17 protein-coding genes are annotated in these 17,433 nt (G+C 72.6%); 5 read left to right on the top strand and 12 right to left on the bottom strand.

The features are described from left to right. Window positions 1-124: 124 nt before the first annotated feature. A complete protein-coding gene (locus tag ACFYOB_RS20270) occupies window positions 125-1,408 on the bottom strand; it encodes an adenylosuccinate synthase (protein ID WP_388561265.1) in 1,284 nt (427 codons plus the stop codon). A gap of 184 nt (window positions 1,409-1,592) precedes the next feature. On the opposite strand from ACFYOB_RS20270, the gene ACFYOB_RS20265 reads away from it, so the two are divergent. Beyond that, window positions 1,593-2,414 carry a diacylglycerol kinase gene (locus ACFYOB_RS20265; protein WP_388561442.1) on the top strand — a complete coding sequence of 274 codons (822 nt, stop codon included), beginning with the start codon at window positions 1,593-1,595 and terminating at the stop codon, window positions 2,412-2,414. Continuing rightward, on the top strand, window positions 2,390-2,947 hold the full coding sequence (locus ACFYOB_RS20260; RefSeq protein WP_388561263.1) for a hypothetical protein: 558 nt from the start codon (window positions 2,390-2,392) through the stop codon (window positions 2,945-2,947). The genes ACFYOB_RS20265 and ACFYOB_RS20260 overlap by 25 nt, the downstream gene beginning before the upstream one ends. A 218-nt stretch (window positions 2,948-3,165) precedes the next feature. Here ACFYOB_RS20260 and ACFYOB_RS20255 read toward each other — a convergent pair whose 3' ends face one another. After that, the gene (locus ACFYOB_RS20255; protein ID WP_388561261.1) at window positions 3,166-3,654 is read right to left on the bottom strand and encodes a GbsR/MarR family transcriptional regulator; all 489 of its coding nucleotides are present in this window, start codon (window positions 3,652-3,654) and stop codon (window positions 3,166-3,168) included. Between the two features lie 75 nt (window positions 3,655-3,729). On the opposite strand from ACFYOB_RS20255, the gene ACFYOB_RS20250 reads away from it, so the two are divergent. Together ACFYOB_RS20250 and ACFYOB_RS20245 are read left to right on the top strand one after the other, a co-directional pair. Beyond that, the gene (locus ACFYOB_RS20250) at window positions 3,730-4,623 is read left to right on the top strand and encodes an ABC transporter ATP-binding protein (protein WP_328926805.1); all 894 of its coding nucleotides are present in this window, start codon (window positions 3,730-3,732) and stop codon (window positions 4,621-4,623) included. Next, a complete protein-coding gene (locus tag ACFYOB_RS20245; RefSeq protein WP_388561258.1) occupies window positions 4,620-6,194 on the top strand; it encodes an ABC transporter permease in 1,575 nt (524 codons plus the stop codon). Before ACFYOB_RS20250 ends, ACFYOB_RS20245 begins: the two co-directional genes overlap by 4 nt. A gap of 3 nt (window positions 6,195-6,197) precedes the next feature. Here the strand turns inward: ACFYOB_RS20245 and ACFYOB_RS20240 are convergent, their stop codons facing one another. The 7 genes from ACFYOB_RS20240 to ACFYOB_RS20210 all read right to left on the bottom strand — a co-directional run bounded on the left by ACFYOB_RS20240 (window position 6,198) and on the right by ACFYOB_RS20210 (window position 13,876). Then, window positions 6,198-7,406 (bottom strand): cytochrome P450, encoded by a 1,209-nt coding sequence (locus ACFYOB_RS20240; protein WP_388561256.1) that lies wholly within the window; start codon window positions 7,404-7,406, stop codon window positions 6,198-6,200. A 9-nt stretch (window positions 7,407-7,415) separates the two neighbouring features. Continuing rightward, window positions 7,416-8,075: a response regulator gene (locus ACFYOB_RS20235; protein ID WP_388561254.1), complete on the bottom strand. Its 660-nt coding sequence runs from the start codon at window positions 8,073-8,075 to the stop codon at window positions 7,416-7,418. Beyond that, on the bottom strand, window positions 8,072-9,466 hold the full coding sequence (locus ACFYOB_RS20230) for a sensor histidine kinase (protein WP_388561252.1): 1,395 nt from the start codon (window positions 9,464-9,466) through the stop codon (window positions 8,072-8,074). Before ACFYOB_RS20230 ends, ACFYOB_RS20235 begins: the two co-directional genes overlap by 4 nt. An 88-nt stretch (window positions 9,467-9,554) precedes the next feature. After that, entirely contained in the window at window positions 9,555-10,226 is a 672-nt protein-coding gene (locus ACFYOB_RS20225) for a response regulator (RefSeq protein WP_388561250.1), read from the bottom strand. Window positions 10,227-10,232: 6 nt separating this feature from the next. Further along, the gene (locus tag ACFYOB_RS20220; RefSeq protein WP_388561248.1) at window positions 10,233-11,543 is read right to left on the bottom strand and encodes a histidine kinase; all 1,311 of its coding nucleotides are present in this window, start codon (window positions 11,541-11,543) and stop codon (window positions 10,233-10,235) included. A 22-nt stretch (window positions 11,544-11,565) separates the two neighbouring features. Next, window positions 11,566-12,795 carry an acyltransferase gene (locus tag ACFYOB_RS20215; RefSeq protein ID WP_388561246.1) on the bottom strand — a complete coding sequence of 410 codons (1,230 nt, stop codon included), beginning with the start codon at window positions 12,793-12,795 and terminating at the stop codon, window positions 11,566-11,568. Further along, window positions 12,788-13,876: an alpha/beta hydrolase gene (locus ACFYOB_RS20210; RefSeq protein WP_388561244.1), complete on the bottom strand. Its 1,089-nt coding sequence runs from the start codon at window positions 13,874-13,876 to the stop codon at window positions 12,788-12,790. Before ACFYOB_RS20210 ends, ACFYOB_RS20215 begins: the two co-directional genes overlap by 8 nt. A 188-nt stretch (window positions 13,877-14,064) precedes the next feature. Between ACFYOB_RS20210 and ACFYOB_RS20205 the strand changes: the two genes are divergently transcribed. Continuing rightward, window positions 14,065-14,577, top strand: coding sequence for an HIT family protein (locus ACFYOB_RS20205; RefSeq protein ID WP_388561243.1), 513 nt, complete (start codon window positions 14,065-14,067; stop codon window positions 14,575-14,577). Here the strand turns inward: ACFYOB_RS20205 and ACFYOB_RS20200 are convergent. The 3 genes from ACFYOB_RS20200 to ACFYOB_RS20190 all read right to left on the bottom strand — a co-directional run bounded on the left by ACFYOB_RS20200 (window position 14,574) and on the right by ACFYOB_RS20190 (window position 17,299). Next, a complete protein-coding gene (locus ACFYOB_RS20200) occupies window positions 14,574-15,257 on the bottom strand; it encodes a LysE family translocator (protein ID WP_388561241.1) in 684 nt (227 codons plus the stop codon). The genes ACFYOB_RS20205 and ACFYOB_RS20200 overlap by 4 nt on opposite strands. Before the next feature lie 5 nt (window positions 15,258-15,262). Continuing rightward, window positions 15,263-15,652 (bottom strand): nuclear transport factor 2 family protein, encoded by a 390-nt coding sequence (locus ACFYOB_RS20195; protein ID WP_388561239.1) that lies wholly within the window; start codon window positions 15,650-15,652, stop codon window positions 15,263-15,265. Between the two features lie 90 nt (window positions 15,653-15,742). Further along, entirely contained in the window at window positions 15,743-17,299 is a 1,557-nt protein-coding gene (locus ACFYOB_RS20190; protein WP_388561237.1) for a serine/threonine-protein kinase, read from the bottom strand. Window positions 17,300-17,433 lie beyond the last annotated feature (134 nt).

Genomic DNA, 17,433 nt, shown 5'->3' with positions numbered 1-17,433 from the left:
GGGCGACCCCCGGGGGGGCGATTTTAACAATATCCCCCCCGGGTGTTTTCTCCCCCAGGGCGGGGGGGGGCCCCCGGGGGGGGGGGGGCCCCCGGCCGCCCCCCCCCCCCCCTCCGCGGTACCGCTACAGGAACGAGTTGATCTCGATCGTCTCGGTGCGGCCGGGGCCGACGCCGATCGCGGAGATCGGCGCGCCCGACATCTCCTCCAGGGCCTTGACGTACGCCTGGGCGTTCGCCGGAAGGTCCTCGAAGGTCTTCGCCTTGGTGATGTCCTCGGACCAGCCGGGGAGGTATTCGTAGATCGGCTTCGCGTGGTGGAAGTCCGTCTGCGAGTACGGGAGCTCCTCGACGCGCTTGCCGTCGATCTCGTACGCGACGCAGACCGGGATCTGCTCCCAGCCGGTGAGCACGTCCAGCTTGGTGAGGAAGAAGTCGGTCAGGCCGTTCACGCGGGTGGCGTAGCGGGCGATCGGCGCGTCGAACCAGCCGCAGCGACGGTCACGGCCGGTGGTCACGCCGCGCTCGCCGCCGATGCGGCGCAGGTCCTCGCCGTCCTGGTCGAACAGCTCGGTCGGGAACGGACCCGCACCCACACGCGTGGTGTAGGCCTTCAGGATGCCGATCACGCGGCTGATCTTCGTCGGGCCGACACCCGTGCCGGTGCAGGCGCCGCCCGCGGTCGGGTTCGAGGAGGTGACGAAGGGGTACGTGCCGTGGTCGACGTCGAGCAGGGTGCCCTGGCCGCCCTCGAAGAGCACGACCTTGTCCTCGTCCAGCGCGTTGTTGAGGATCAGGGTGGTGTCGGCGACGAACGGCTTGATCTGCTCCGCGTACTGGAGCATCTCCTCGACGATCGCGGCGGCCTCGATCGCGCGGCGGTTGTACAGCTTCGCGAGGAGCTGGTTCTTGCCTTCGAGGGCCGCTTCGACCTTCTGGGTGAGGATCGACTCGTCGTAGAGGTCCTGGACCCGGATGCCCACGCGGTTGATCTTGTCCGCGTAGGTCGGGCCGATGCCGCGGCCGGTCGTACCGATCTTGCGCTTGCCGAGGAAGCGCTCGCCGACCTTGTCGAGGGTGACGTTGTACGGCGTGATCAGATGTGCGTTGCCGCTGATGAGCAGCTTGGAGGTGTCGATGCCGCGCTCGTTCAGGCCGCGCAGCTCGGAGAGCAGGACGGCCGGGTCGACGACGACGCCGTTACCGATGACCGGGGTGCATCCGGGGGAGAGGATGCCGGAAGGGAGAAGGTGCAGTGCGTACTTCTGGTCGCCTACGACGACCGTGTGGCCGGCGTTGTTGCCACCCTGGTATCGCACTACATAGTCAACGGATCCACCGAGCAGGTCGGTGGCCTTTCCCTTGCCCTCGTCACCCCACTGAGCTCCGAGCAGCACAAGAGCGGGCACAGGCGTACACCTCTTCCGGATGGGGCATGTCCAAGGTCAGGGGGCGTACGACGATGTACACCGCAGGCTGAGCCGTCGGACCGGTACCCCGGAATAGACGAAGGCCCTGGCGCAATAGCGCAAGGGCCTCTTGCACAAAGATGCTACCCGAGGAAGGACCGAGGTGTCGGCTCCAGAGCCCACCATGAGCCACGCGGGCGCGCCGGTAGGCGGCCTGCTCGTGCTCGTCGACCCGGTCGCCCGCCGTCTTGACGGCGAGTCCGTGCGGATCGCGAAGGATGTGTTGTCAGCGGGAGCGGCGGCGAAAATCTGCCTCCCGGATTCGCAGGAGGAATTCGCGCGGGCTCTTGCCCGCCGGGGCCAACGGCGGCTGGTGATCGTGGGTGACGACCGGGCCCTCGCGCGCACCGTGGGGCTGCTGCACCGTCAGCGGGGGCTGGCCGACGGGGCCCTTTCGCTGGTGCCGGTGGGGCCTGCGGGGTCCCTGGTGCTGGCCAGGTCGCTCGGCGTGCCGCTGTCCGCCGTCACCGCGGCCCGGGCGGTGCTGGACGGGTCGCTGAAGTTGTGCGACCTGCTCGTGGACGACAGTGACGGGGTGGTCCTGGGCGGGTTGCGGATCCCGCCGCTGCGGGGGGCCAGACCCCCGGCCGGGCCGTCCGTGTGGACCGCGTACCGCTCGCTGGTGCGGACACTGGTCCGTCCTGCGGGGCCGAGCGGCGCGGGCCGGCTGCGGCTGCGGGTCGAGGCGGACGGGGTGGTCCTGGCGGATGTGGACCGGCCGGTGGAGGAGGTCTCGCTGGCCGTGGGGAGCGACGGCGGCCTGGCGGAGGTCGTGGTCCGTACGGGTGGCGGCGGCACGGCCTCGGAGGTGACGGCCCGGGCGAAGACGGTCACGGTGTCGGGCGCGGACTTCCGCTACCGGGCCGACGCGGCGGTGACCGGCCCGGTGCGCCGCCGGACGTGGAACCTGCACCCAGGGGCATGGACCCTCACGCTGCCCCGGTGATGCGCGACGCGGTGATGCGCGACGCGGTGCTGCGTGACGCGGTGCTGCGTGACGCGGAGACAGGTGTTGCGGAGATACGGGACGCGCTCGCCGACTGGCGGCGGGACGGGCTGCTGCTGTGCCTGCTGCCGGTGTTCTGCTGGCCGGCGGTGGTCGCGGCCGTACTCACCCGGCCGGTGGCGCTGGTGGTGCTGCTGAGCCCTGTGGTGCTCGGGGTACGGGAGCTCCTGGCCGCGCGGCGGGCGGGCCGGGACCTGCGCGACCCGGCCACGCGCTGGACCTCGTACGGGGCCGTCGTGGTCAGGACCGGGTGGCGGCCTCCGGTGGTGGTCCTGGACGCGGGCCCGGCGCTGAGCCTGGGCCTGCTGGGGCGTCGGGTCCTGCCGCCGCGAGCGTGGCCGCGCACGGCCCCGGCGCCGGACACCGTCGAGGTGTGGCTGGCCGGGGATCCCGCGGCCGGGGGCGCGCTCTGGGCTCCGGCGGTCCGCCGCCTGGGGCGCGCCCGTCCCCTGCGCCGCAGCGCTAGGGCGTGATTCGAAAGCCCCTCCCCCAGCTACCTCCCCCAGACTCCGTCCGGGGGGACCCCCAGGGAGGTGCCCCCGGCCCGCGACGCCTGGCACCGCACCTCGCCGCGTTGTCGCAGGCACCCAAGTACGTCCAGCAATCGGACGATCCTCCGCCTTGCGATGCACGGCACCAGACGCCGCGGGCCGCGCCCCTCGGGCGCCCGGCGCTACTCTCGAACCACGCCCTAGCCGAGACCCAGGGTCGCCTTGTGGGCCCGCCAGCGGTCCATCATGCCCAGCAGCTCGCCCTGCATGAACTCGAAGAACGCGGCCGTCTCGGCGATGCGCGTACTGGCCGGCGAGTCGGAGCCGAGGCTCGCGGCGCCCTCGCGCAGGGTCTTCTCCCACAGGGTCAGCACCTGGTCCCGCCGGGTGAAGGTCTCGTACCAGAGCTCGTTGTGCAGCACGTACCGGTCCCGCCGCGAGCCCGGTTCCCGCTCCCGGCTGACCATGTTGACCTGGGTCAGGTAGGACACGGCTCCTGACACCGCCGCCGGGCTGATCTGCAGCGCCTCGCCCAGTTCCGCCGAGGTCATCGAGCCCTCGTCGCTCGCCAGCAGCTGCGCGAAGACCCGCGCGGCCATCCGCTGCATCCCCGCCTCGGTCAGCTGCGCGGCGAACCGCTCCACGAAGCGCGAGACCGCTTCCTCGTTCCGTACCGCTGGTACTGCCATGTCTTCCGCCACCCTTCCGACTTTACGCGATTTCCGAGCTTCACAAATTTGTGAAAATAGCGTACGTTCAGAAGTATGACGAAGGCAATCAGCGTCGCCGGACTCCACAAGGCGTTCGGCCGCACCCACGCACTGGACGGACTCGACCTCTCGGTCGCCACCGGCGAGGTCCACGGGTTCCTCGGCCCCAACGGCTCCGGCAAGTCCACGACCATCCGGGTCCTGCTGGGCCTTCTGCGCGCCGACTCCGGCACCGCCGAACTCCTCGGCGGCGACCCCTGGGCCGACGCCGTGGCCCTCCACCGCCGCGTCGCCTACGTACCCGGCGACGTCACCCTGTGGCGCAACCTCTCCGGCGGCGAGGTCATCGACCTCTACGGACGGCTGCGCGGAGGCCTCGACCGGGCCCGCCGCGCCGAGCTGATCGAGCGGTTCGAGCTCGACCCGGCCAAGAAGGGCCGTACGTACTCCAAGGGCAACCGGCAGAAGGTCGCCCTCGTCGCCGCCTTCGCCTCCGACGCCGAACTGCTCATCCTCGACGAGCCCACCTCCGGCCTCGACCCGCTGATGGAGGAGGTGTTCCAGGACTGCGTGGCGCAGGCCCGCGCCGCCGGGCGCACCATCCTGCTCAGCTCGCACATCCTCAGCGAGGTCGAGACCCTCTGCGACCGGGTCAGCATCATCCGCAAGGGCCGCACCGTGGAGACCGGCACGCTCGCCGACATGCGCCACCTCACCCGTACGTCGATCAGCGCCGAACTCGCCGGCCCCCCGAACGGCATCGCCCACCTGCCGGGCGTGTACGACGTGCAGGTCCAGGGGCTGAAGGTCCGCCTCCAGGCCGACACCGACAAGCTGGACGCCGTCCTGCGCGCCCTCACCGCGTCGGGTGTGCGGTCGCTGGCCTCGACCCCGCCCACCCTCGAAGAGCTGTTCCTGCGCCACTACACCGAAGAGGCGTCGCGATGAAGAACCAACTGGCGGGCACCGGCGTGCTGCTCCGGCTCGCCCTGCGCCGCGACCGCGTGATGATGCCCGTCTGGGTGCTGGTCACCGCCCTGCTGGTGGTGATCATGCCCGGCTCGCTGGGAAGCGTGTACGGGACCGCCGCCGAGCGCGCCGAGGTCGCCGCCTCCATGAACGCCAACAGCTCGATGCGCGCCATGTACGGGCCGGTCTTCGGTGACTCGCTCGGTGCTCTGACCGCCTGGCGGATCGGCGTCTACGGCGCCGTCCTCGCGGCCGTGATGAGCCTGGTCATCGTCATCAGGCACACCAGGGAAGAGGAGGAGACGGGCCGTCAGGAGCTGCTCTCCGCCGCGATGGTGGGGCGGCGGGCCCCGATGAGCGCGGCCCTGCTGGCCGCCCTCGTGGCCAACTCGTGCGTCGCGCTGCTCGTCGCGGGAGGTCTCGCGGGACAGGGCGCGCCGGGTGCGCTCGCCCTCGGGCTGGCCATCGCGGGCGCAGGGATGCTCTTCGCCGGCATGGCGGCCATCGCCGCCCAGCTGACCGAGAGCGCCCGGGCCGCCAAGGGGATCACGGCCGCCGTGCTCGGAGCCGCGTTCGTCCTGAAGGCGGCCGGAGACGCCGGGACGGCCGGCGGGGAGTCGGCTTTGACCTGGCTCTCGCCGCTCGGCTGGGTGGAGAACGTACGGGCCTTCGCCTCGATGCGCTGGTGGGTGCTCGCGCTGCTCGCCGCGGCCGTCGTGGCGCAGGCGGGCGCCGCGTACGTGCTGGCCGGCCGCCGTGACCTGGGCATGAGCTTCCTGCCGACCCGGCCGGGACCGGCCGAGGGACGCCTGGGCACGGCGGGTGCGCTGGCCTGGCGGCTGCAGCGCGGCAGCGTGTTCGGCTGGAGCGCGGGCTTCCTGGTCGCGGGCGTCGTCTTCGGCGGGATGGCGGAGGGCGCGGCCGACGTGGTCGGCGGCAATGAGAAGACCCGTCAGATCATCGAACGGATGGGCGGGCAGAGCGGACTCACCGACGCCTTCCTCGCCGCGATGGCCGGACTGTTGGGCCTGGTCGCCGCGCTCTACATCGTCTCCTCGGTGCTGCGGCTGCACGGTGAGGAGAGCTCGGCGCGCGCCGAACCGCTGCTCGCGAACGCCGTCGGCCGGCTGCGCTGGGCGGGAGGCCATCTCGCCGTCGCCTTCGGCGGCTCGGCGCTGATCCTGCTGCTGGGCGGTCTCGGGCTGGGCCTCGGGCGCGGCGAGGACGTGGGCGCGGCGGTGGGCGCCACCCTCGCGCAGCTCCCGGCGGTGTGGGTGATCGGCGCGGTGGCCGCCCTCCTGTACGGCGCGGCGCCCAAGTACGCGGTGGCCGCCTGGGCGGTGGCCGGGATCGCGCTGGCCCTGGGCTGGGTCGGCCCGGCGCTGAACCTCCCGGAGGCGGTCTTGGACCTCTCACCCTTCGCCCACCTGCCCAAGCTCCCGGGCGCGCAGGCCATGGCCTGGACCCCGCTGCTGGTCCTCACCGCGCTGGCGGTGGCCTTCACCGGCGCCGGGCTGGCCGCCCTGCGCCGCCGGGACCTGGTCGCCTGACGCCTAGAACTGCACGAGCAGTTCGCGCAGTCCCCGGATGACGTAACCGTCCCGCCACTGGGGCTCCTCGACGAGCCGCAGTGGCGGGACTCCGTCTGCCAGCAGCGCCCCGAAGGTGGCCTCCAGCTCCCGGCGCGCCAGCGGCGCGCCCAGGCAGTAGTGGATCCCGGCACCGAAGCTCAGGTGCGGATTGTCGGCCCGTACGAGGTCCAGCGCGTCGGGATCGTCGAACCGCGCGGGATCGCGGTTCGCGGACCCGAACAGCAGTGCGACCTCGGCTCCGCGGGGAATGTCGGTGTCCCCGATCCGGATGTCGTCGAGGACCCAGCGCTCGAACATCTGCAGGGGAGTGTCGTAGCGCATCAGTTCATCCACAGCTGTGGACAACTTTTCGGGATCGTGGCGCTCGCGGAGGGCGGCGAGCTCGCCGGGGTTGCGGAACAGTGCCCACCACCCGTTGGCGGTGGTGTTGACCGTGGCCTCGTGCCCGGCGTTCAGCAGGAGCACGCAAGTGGAGATCATCTCCTGCTCGCTGAGCCGGCCCTCCTCATCGTGGGCGGCGATCAGCCCGGAGATCAAATCCTCCCCGGGGCGTGCGCGCCGCTCCGTGATCAGCTCCCGCAGGTACGCGCTGAACTCGACGCTCGCCCGCACCGCGCGCCGCGCCGTCTCCTCGTCCGGCCGGAGCTCGAACATCCCGCAGATGTCCGCGGACCACGGCCGCAGCAGCCCCCGGTCCGCCTCCGGGACCCCCAGCAGCTCCGCGATCACCGCCACCGGCAGCGGCTCGGCGACTGCCGTGAGCAGATCCCCGCCTCCGTCCGCCAGCAGCCGCCCCACCAGCTCCCCGGCCATCCGCCGCACGGCCGGCACGAGCCGCTCCACCGTCCGCGGGGTGAACGCCTTCGCAACCAGCCTGCGCACCCGCGCATGCGCGGGATCCTCCAGGTCCAACAGCCCGTTGCCGTTGAGCACGTGGAAGGCCTCGTGCTCCGCCGGCGGGGCGGTGCGCCCGAACTCCTCGTGCGAGAACCGGTGCAGGTAGGTCCTCCCCAGGCGCCGGTCCCGCAGCAGCGCACTCACATCGGCGTAGTGCGGCACCAGCCACTGCCCGGTGGCCTCGTACCACACCGCCCGCCCCTGCTCCCGCAATTCCCGGTACGCCGGATACGGATCGGCGACGAACTCGGCATCCCACGGATCAAAGCCCATCCCCGCACCCTATGCCGGAGTCACCAGCCGGGTCTCGTAGGCGAAGACCGCCGCCTGGGTGCGGTCCCGCAGGCCCAGTTTCACCAGGATCCGGCTCACGTGGGTCTTGATCGTGGACTCGGCGACGATCAGCCGGCCCGCTATCTCCCCGTTGGACAGCCCCTGCGCGATCAGTACGAGCACCTCCTTCTCCCGCTCCGTCAACTCGCCGACCCCCGCCGGGTCCGCGAGCTTCGGCGTCTCTGCGAGCTTCGAGAACTCCACGATCAGGCGCTTGGTCACCGACGGCGCCAGTAGCGCCTCCCCGGCCGCCACCACCCGGACCCCGTCCGCGAGCTGACGGGCCGACGCGTCCTTGAGCAGGAACCCGGAGGCCCCGGCCCGCAGCGCCTGGTACACGTACTCGTCGAGGTCGAAGGTCGTCAGGACCAGCACCTTCGCGTCCGTGTCGGCCGCCACGATCTCCCGCGTCGCCTCCAGTCCGTTCATCAGGGGCATCCGGATGTCCATCAGCACCACGTCCGGCCGCAACGCCGCCACCTGAGCGATGGCCTCACGCCCGTCGACCGCCTCACCCACCACCTCGATGCCGTCCATTGCGTTCAGCAGGACGGAGAACCCCTCGCGCACCATCATCTGGTCGTCGACGATCAGCACCCTGATCGTCATGGCGCGCCCGCCTCGGACCCAGCGCCCGACCCGTCCGCCGTCCCCGAACCCGACGCCGACCCCGAATCCGTCACCGGCTCCGGACGGTTGCGCACCGGTATGAACACCGCCACCTCGTACCCTCCCGTCCCGGTCTCGCCGACCGTCATCTCCCCCTCCAGCATGGCCACCCGCTCCCGCATCCCGGTGATCCCGTGCCCGGCACCCGGCGAGGGCCGCACAGCCCCGGTCGGCGCCCCGTTCACGACGCGTATCCCCAGGCCGCCCAGCACATACGACACTTCCACGGAGGCGGCCGCGCCCGGCGCGTGCCGCAGTGTGTTGCTCAGGGCCTCCTGGATGATCCGGTACGCCGACAGCTCCACCCCCTGCGGCAGCTCCCGCACCGCACCCGTGACCGTCTTGTCCACGTCCAGTCCGGCTTCCCGCACATTGGCCAGCAGCCCGTCGAGCGAGGCCAGCGTCGGCTGCGGCGCGTCCGGAGCCTCGTAGTCCGCGGAGCGCACCACGCCCAGCACCCGACGCAGCTCCGTCAGCGCCGCCACCGCGTTCTCCCGGATGGTGACGAACGCCGCCTCCAGCTCCGGCGGCGGGTTCTTCACCCGGTACGGCGCGGCCTCCGCCTGGATCGCCACCACCGACATGTGGTGGGCCACCACGTCGTGCAGTTCCCGCGCGATCGTGGTCCGCTCCTCCAGCAGTGTCCGCTTGTCCCGCTCGATGGCCGTGACCTCCTGCTGCGCGCTCACCTCCGCCTTGGCGTTGCGGCGTATCCGGATGCTGCTCGCGATCGTCAGCGCGATGGCCGAGGTCACGGCCATCTCCGGCAGGTTCGTCCCGTAGTGGCTGCCCAGCAGCACCGACATCCCGAAGCCGAGGACCAGGGTGAGGGCCCACATCCACCCGGCCACCCGGGGTCCGGTCCGCAGGGTGACGAGGACCATGACCGCGATGTAGGAGACGAAGGCGCCCGGGCTCCAGGGCCAGAAGTCGTCCCCGCCCAACCCGGGGATGGTGCCGAGCACCAGCGTCATCGCGACCGCGGCCCACCAGGCGGCGACCGGCCGGACCAGCGTCATCAAGACCGGCGCCGCGGCCACCAGCCCCGTGAACAGGCGGCCGGCGTCGCCGAGATACCACGAGCCGGAAGTCCCGGTGGACGCGACGAGTATGAAGGCCAGCGCCCCCACCGCCGCGTACTGGCTCCACGGCGCGTACCGGCGTATCGGAGCGGGCAGCCGTCGCACGAAGCGCCCCGGGGTCTCCACCAACGGCAGCGGCCGGTAGGCCATGGCATCGGTGAGGAGGTCCTGGCGCAGGGTCGCGATCACCTCCGAAGCCACTCGGAATTCAGGCGTCCGGGTTGTCCCCCCGGTGGTCGTCTCGGTCATACCAGAACCGTAGGTCGGCACGGCCGTACTCCGCGTCGCCGCTGATGGGGATTTCCCGGGCTCCCTCTCAAGTACTACGTGGGGTGGATCAGTAGCCCGTCGGACGGACCAGGCCCGTCTCGTACGCGAACACCGCGGCCTGCGTGCGGTCCCGCAGGCCCAGCTTCACGAGGATCCGGCCCACATGGGTCTTCACCGTCTGCTCCGCCACGGTCAGGTGCGACGCGATCTCCGCATTCGACAGGCCCTGGGCCACGAGCGACAGGACCTCGGTCTCCCGCTCGGTCAGCTCGTCGATGCGCGCCCGCGACGGCGCCCGCGGCGCCCCCAGCCGGGAGAACTCCGTGATCAGCCGCTTCGTGATGTTCGGCGAGAGCAGCGCCTCCCCGGCCGCCACCACCCGCACCGCCTCCGCGAGCTGGTCGGCCGACGCGTCCTTGAGCAGGAACCCGGAGGCGCCGGCCCGCAGCGCCTCGTACACGTACTCGTCGAGGTCGAAGGTGGTCAGCACCAGCACCTTCACGGTGGCGCCGGCAGCGCCCGTGATGACGGAGGTGGCCTCGATGCCGCCCATCCCCGGCATGCGGATGTCCATCAGGACCACGTCCGGCCCCAGTTCGCCGACCTTGGCCACGGCGTCGGCCCCGTCCACGGCCTGGCCGACCACCTCGATGTCCGGCTGGGCGTTGAGAAGCACGGTGAAGCCCTGCCGGACCATCATCTGGTCGTCGGCGATCATCACCTTGATCGGGGGGTGCATGAATCCCTACTTCGTCTCGGGTGTGGAGCCGCCGGGCAGGTCCTGCGGATCCATCGGGAGTACGGCGGTCACCTCGTACCCGCCGTCGGGGCGTGCACCGGCGGCCAGCTCGCCCCCCAGCATGCCTGCCCGCTCCCGCATCCCCAGCAGCCCGTGCCCCGCACCCGGCGAGGGAAGGGCCGGCCGGGTCGGCGCGGTGTTGGCGACACACAGGTGCAGGTCGCGCGGCCCGTACGCGATGCCGACCTCCACCTGCGAACCCGGGGCGTGACGCAGACAGTTGCTCAGTGCCTCCTGCACGATCCGGTACGCGGTGAGCTCGACGCCGGGGGTCAGCGGCCGCCGTATCCCCGCGATCTCGGTGGTGACATCGAGCCCCGCTCCCCGCACGTTGTCCACGAGGCCGTCCAACTCGGCGAGGGTGGGCTGCGGATGGTGAGGGTTCGCGGGATCGTCCGGCTGCTCTGAGCGCAGCACGCCCAGCACCCGACGCAGCTCCGTCAGGGCCTCCAGCGCGTTCTCGCGGATGCCCGCGAGGTTCTCCTTGAGTTCCTCGGACGGGTTCTCCACGAGGTGCGGGGCGACCTGCGCCTGGATGGAGATCACCGACATGTGGTGCGCGACGACGTCGTGCAGCTCACGGGCGATCCGGCTGCGCTCCTCCAGGAGCGTGCGCCGGGCACGCTCCTCCTCGGTGAGGGTCTCCTGCTCGACGAGTTTGCCGCGGGCCAGGCGGGTGGCCCGCAGGGCGTAGCCGAGGATTCCCACGAACCCGAAGAGGATGGCCACGCCCGCGATGATCGTCTGGCTGTGCGGCGGTCTGAGGACGGCCTCGGCCAGTCCGGAGAGGGCGAGCGTGATGCCGATGACCCAGGCGGTCACCCGGGGCGGCACCCGTAGGGCGACCATCAGGATCAGGGACGCGAGCGTGAACGGCCCGACGGCCGTCCAAGGCCAGGACTGACCCTGACCGACGTGGTCGTGGATCACCCAGGCGACGAGGGCCGCGGTGACGAGGCCGAGCCACCAGGCGGCGATCGGCCGGAACATGCTGAGCAGGATGGACGCGGACGTCAGCAGCGACAGCCCCAGCACGGCGGCGCCGTGGACCCCGTAGTGGTCGCTCAGCTGCATCCCCGTCAGGACACCGGAGGGAATGGCCGCGTAGCAGAGGACCACATGCGGCAGCCAGGCCAGCCAGCGCGGCCGGGACATCTTCGGGAGGGGATCCCGCTTCAGGGTGAACAGCTCCCGGGCCAGTCCGCGCGGCGGGGCGATGCGGGGCTCGGCGGCGGGCGGCTCGGTCTGCTGGTTCACGCCGTCCAGGCTAAGGCCGGCCCTAGACATGGGTGATCTTCTTGGCGGGCGCGGCCGTCCGGGGGCGGGGGACGGCGGCGGGGGCGGGGGCGGGGGCCATGGTGCGGGCCGTGGCGGGGCCGGGCTTCGGACGGCACGAGACCTGTTCGTACGTACGGAACGCGGCCCAGCAGATCGAGAGCGCGGCGGCGAACACCGGCAGCCACAGCAGCCGGGCCGCTATCCACTCCAACGAGCCGGGCACGGTGTGCAGCCCGGGCAGGTCAGCCGGGACCAGCAGCCCGAGCGCGGTGACGGCCATCATGGCGGTCTGGTGCCAGAGGAAGATCGTCATGGCGGAGAGGTTCACCAGGGCCACCTTCGCCCAGGCCGCCGGGCGCCGCATGGCGCGGGCCAGCGGCTCGCGGACCAGCAGGGCCAGCCCGCACTGGGCCAGTCCGAACGCGGCCGCGGCGAGCGTCGGCGGGTTCAGGTTCGAAACGGCCGCCCCCGGGACACCCACCATGGACGCCGGGTAGCCACCCCACAGGATCAGCGCCGCGGTGGCGACGGCCCCCGCGGTGAGCAGGAGGAGAGCAGGACCGCGCCGGGCGAACGCCCCTCGGGACCATGCTGCACCCAGGGTGTAGGGGACGAGCCAGCCGGCGGCCACGTTGACCCAGCCGACCCACTCGGGCCCGCCGAGTCCGAAGCGCCACAGGTCGACGCCCGCCACCACGGCCAGCGGCCACACGGGGCTCAGCCTCACCACCAGTGGGGTCGCGGCGGTCAGCGCGGCGAAGGCGAGGAGGAACCAGAGGGGCGAGAGGACCAGCTTGACCAGCGTCTGGACGGTGTTCAGCTCCACTCCGCCGACGAGCATCCCGAGCGCCACGACCGCCCAGAGGGTGAGCACGGCGGCGACCGGACGGAACAGCCGGCCGAGCCGCTGCCCGACCCAGGTGCGGTAGGAATCGCCGCGCTCCCGTGCCGAGGCGTAACCGCGGGCGGCGACATGGCCACCGACGAGGAAGAAGACTGCGAGGGTCTGGAACACCCAGGACACCGGGGCGAGCCAGGTCATGTGCGCGAGCGGGCTGGTGTTGCTCAGGCCGCCATCGGCGGTGGTCAGCGCCGTGACCAGCCAGTGGCCGAGCACCACGCCGAGGATCGCGAAGGTCCGCAGCGCGTCCACGGCACGGTCCCGGTCGGCCGGAGTGGCCGCGTCGATGCCCTCTGCCAGGTCGGTCCAGCGGGCGCGGAGCTTACGCATGACGGACCTCCGGGGCGGTGGTAGTGGCGGTGGCTGCGGTGCCGAGGACGATGGCGGCCAGGTTGTCGAGTGACTCGCTGCCGGGCTTGAGGTAGTCGCTGTGCCCGGCCGGGCCGGCGGCGAAGGTGCGTGCTCCGAAGGCGGGGTCGACGGGGTCGGTACCGAAGCCGATCCCGCCGAGCCGGACGTGCGGGACGTTTCCTATCCAGTCGCCGCCGCCCCGCCCTGCCCAGACCCGGGCCTTCGTCGGCAGGTCCCGGGCGGAGCCGGCCCCCGTCCCCGGACTGCCGAACAGGACCATGTCGGTGACCTCGGGCGCGGTCCCGGTCCGGGCGCAGACCACGGAGCCGTACGAGTGGCACAGCAGCGAGAGATGGGCGCCGGGCCCCGCCATGTCGCGCAACCGGTCCAGGAAGGGCCCCAGTTCGGCGGCGGCCTCGTCGGCGCGATCGGCGGTCAGGACGGTCGTGCTGACCGTGCCGGGGGTGTCGTACCCGAGCCAGGCGACCACGGCGGAGCGAGGGTGCTCGGCCTGGAGGCGCTGCTGAAGGGAGACCGCCCCGGCACGGAACCTTTGGTAGGTGTCGAGCGTCGTGTCGGACCCGGGCACCAGGACGGTGACCCGGTCGGCGGTCTCCAGGTCGCCGAACACCTCGACGGCCCGGCCCGCTCCGCGGCCGTCGAAGGCGAGGAACCGCGCCGCACCGGCCGCGTCCATGGCGCGCAGCTTGCCGGCCCGGCCGGTGCGTCCCGCGGCCTCGGCCATACGGGACGCCTCGGCGAGGTTGGCACGGTTGGCGTCGTAACGGTCGTGCGGTGCGGCGCCGTCGGCGAACGCGACGGGCGCCGGCGCGGGGACGCCGGGCGAGGCGGCGGCGGCCACGGGAACCACGACCGCCGCCGCGACCAGCGCGGCCAGCAGCGTGCGCCGCAGCCGCCCGGTCGACGCGGCACGCCGCCCCGACCCCGACCCCGATCCTTCCCCTGCGCCCGCCCCCGTCGCCCCGCCGATGCCCGCCGTCGTGCCCACGGTCGTCGTGCCCACGGTCGTCGTGCCCACGGTCGTCGTCCCCGCCGCCATCGTCTCTTCCTTCGGTCAGGAAGAGCCGTCACCGCCCTTCTCTGCTACCGAAGTTAGAAATCCGAGCCCCTCGTCGGCGTCACGCTCCAGAGCCGTGTTCGCGCGTAGCTCTCAGGTATGACAGGGGCTACCTGAGAGTCATGCCGAAACCCAAGTCGCCTGGTCCACAGCCACGTTAGGGTCCGGAGATGGCCGAGACCGACTGGCTCCACGACCGCATCGGCAGCGCACACCGTGGGGAGAACCCCACCGTCCTGCGCCGCCTCGACGCCGGGTTCGCCGTGATCGGGGACCGGCAGTTCCTGCCCGGGTACTCCGTACTGCTGACCGACGATCCCGCCGTGACCCGCCTCTCCGACCTCCCCCGGGCGCGCAGGGCCGCGTACCTCGGCGACCTGGAGCGGCTCGCCGAGGCCGTCGAGCGCGCCTGCCGGCGGCTCGACCCCGCCTTCCGCCGCGTGAACATCGAGATCCTGGGCAATGCCGACCCCTACCTCCACACCCACATCTGGCCCCGCTACGACTGGGAGCCCGCCGACCGCGTCCGGCTGCCCGTGTGGCTGTACGGGGAGGAGTACTGGCGGGGCGGGCAGCACGCGCTGAGTCGCCGGCACGACGGCCTGCGGGCCGCCATCGGGGAGGAACTGGACGCCCTCACCGGCCCGTCCGGACCACCGGGGCCAGCCCGTCGGGACGCCTAGGACGTCGTTGCCACGCGCACGCCGAAGCCGATCAGGACCACACCCGTCACGCGGTCCAGGGCGCGCCGGACGCGCGGTCGCGCGAAGAAGTGCCGGGCGCGCGAGAGGACGTACACGTACGTGCCCAGCCAGACCAGGGTCAGCAGCACGTGGACGAGGACCAGCAGCGTCATGCCCGCCGCCGGGCGAAGGCCGGGCGGGGCGAGGGTGGGCAGCAGTCCCGTGTAGAAGACGGCGATCTTGGGGTTGAGGGCGTTGGCGACCAGGCCGGTGCGCCACGCGCCTCCGCGACTCCCACCCGCTCCACCCGCTCCGCCCGCTCCACCCGTGCCGCCCGCTCCACCCGTCCCGATCGGCTCCGCGAGGTCACCGGCCGGTTCCGCACCCGGCTCCCCGCGCAGCGACCGGACGCCCAGCCAGCACAGGTACGCGGCCCCCGCGAGCTTCACCGCCAGGTACACCTCGGCCGACGCGGCGAGCAGCGCGGCCAGGCCCGCCACGGTGAGGGCGCCCCACAGCAGCAGTCCGACCGCGATCCCGGCGACGGTGCGCAGCCCGTCGGCGCGCCCCCGGGTCACCGCCCGCTTCGTGACGATCGCCATGTCGGGGCCGGGAACGAGGGTCAGGAGCGCCAGGACGCCGGTCGCGCCGAGCAGCGGGGTCAGGTGGTGTCCGAGCACGCGGCTCAGTCTGCCACCAGGGGTTCCACGTAGCCCGCCCGCCAGCGCGGGGCCGGGTCCTGGCCGGGGCTGGTCCAGTACTCCCGCGCCCCCACGATCTCCCCGTCACGCACCGTCCACAGGGAGACGGCCCGGTAGACCACGTGGTCCTGAGGTATCTCCACCTCGGTGACGACGAGGTCGCCGTCCGCCAGGATCCGCAGCAGCTCCACGGATCTCTCGTCCGCGTCCCCGTCGTCGCTGTTGACAGCTACGAAGTTGGCCCGCCCCACGATGCGCTCGCCGCTCACGGGCCACTCGATGACCGCGTCCTCGGCGATGAGCTTGGCCACACCGTCCCAGTCGCGTGCCTCGATCCGCTCCCACAGTTGTGCCACTACGTTCAACGGCTCCATGCCCGGCAGTTTCCGACGGCGCTTCGACGCGTAACAAGCTCTGCTTGCAGGCTTATTGACTTCGACACATTCGGTGCGGTCGCAGATCTGTCACTGCCTGCGGTAGGTCAGCGGGGGATGGTCGCTGCCCGCCAGCTCCCGCTGGAGCGTGCCGTCGGACCGCAGCCGCAGTCGGCTCCGGCCGCCCGGGGTGCAAGTGGGGGGAGTGCCGGAGGTGACGGTCGAGGGGCCGAGTTCCACCGGATCGGGTGCGCTGTGCAGGGGCGCCGTCCAGGCGCAGGCGAAGCCCGGGGCCTGGACGGCGAGAGACATCACCGGGTCGCCGGCCCCGCCGCCGGTGAGGGTGAGCCGCCAGGTCTGGGTGCCCGTGGTGGCCTGCCAGTTGCCGAGGTACGCCTCGGGGAGAACGGCCGCGCCGGTGGCCGTCGTGGCCGTCGTTGCCGCGGTAGCCGTCGTGGCCGGAGTACGGGGACCGCCGACGGGCGGGCGCGGGTCGTCGGCGTCGCTCATCACCGCGTACACCGTGCCGGCGGACAGGACGGCGACGGCCGCGGCCACTGCGAGGAGGAGGGCGGTGGAGGCGGCACGGGGGTGAGGCGGAGGTTCCGCTTCCACCGGCGGGTACGGCCCGTACGACGGGTACGACGGGTACGGCGTGAACGGCGTGAACGGCGCGGACGTGGGCGGCCGCTGCGTGAGCGCCGGCTGCGCCGGGCGGTCCGGCCCGGCGTCCTCGCGGTCCAGGAGCCGTACGGCGTGCCGCCCGAGCTGGGCCACCAGCGCCGCCGGGAGCCAGGGCTCCAGGGCCCTTCCGTCGGCCACGGTGTCGCCCGCGCCGACCCGGGTCAGGATCTCGGCGGGTCCGGGCCGCGCCGCGGGATCACGTCGCAGGCAGTCCCGTACGAGGTCGTGCAGCTCGGGCGGCACGCCGACGAGGTCCGGTTCCGCGCCGGTGATCCGGAGCAGGAGACCGGCCACGCCGCCGGGGTGTTCCGCGTCGCCGAAGGGCAGCCGTCCGGTTGCCGCGTACGCCAGCACCGCTCCGAGGCAGAAGACGTCGCAGGCGGCGGTGACGGGTTCGCCGCGGATCTGTTCGGGGGCCATGAATCCGGGGGAGCCGATGAGTTCGCCGGTACGGGTCGGACCGGCGTCGGGTCCGGCCGGAGCGCGGGCTATTGCGAAGTCGATGACGCGGGGGCCGTCCAGCGTGAGCAGGACGTTCGAGGGCTTCAGGTCGCGGTGGACGAGGCCGGCGTCATGGATGTCCTGGAGGGCGTACGCGAGGCCCGCGGCCAGGATCCGTACGGACCGGAGCGGCAGCGGGCCGGAGTCGTGGGCAACGACCTGGCGCAGGCTCGGCCCGGCGACGTAGCCGGTGGCGAACCAGGGGGTCGCGGCCTCGGTGTCCGCGTCGAGGACCGGGGCGGTCCACTCGCCGCCGACGCGCCGGGCGGCGGCTACCTCGCGGCGGAAGCGGATGCGGAACTCCTCGCGGGCGGCGAGCTCCTGGTGGATCAGCTTCACGGCGACGGTACGGCCGCGGTCGGACCGGGCGAGGTAGACCTGGCCCATGCCGCCGGCGCCGAGGCGGGACAGCAGGCGGTACGGGCCGATGCGGTGCGGGTCGCCTGGGTGCAGTTGTTCCATGGCAGGGTGGTCCCTCCCCCTAGGACAGGACGAACGGCTCCGCAGCGGAGGACGGCCGGGGGCTCCGGACGGTTGCGCCTCGCCCGGCGGGGTCTGCCGGGGCGCCGCCCCGGACCCGCGCCGCAAGCGTCGGC

Origin of the sequence: Streptomyces sp. NPDC006463, from assembly GCF_042870715.1 — a bacterium.
GTDB lineage: Bacteria > Actinomycetota > Actinomycetes > Streptomycetales > Streptomycetaceae > Streptomyces.
The sequence above is the reverse complement of the archived record's forward strand: the minus strand, read 5'-3'. Positions and strand labels throughout refer to the sequence as shown.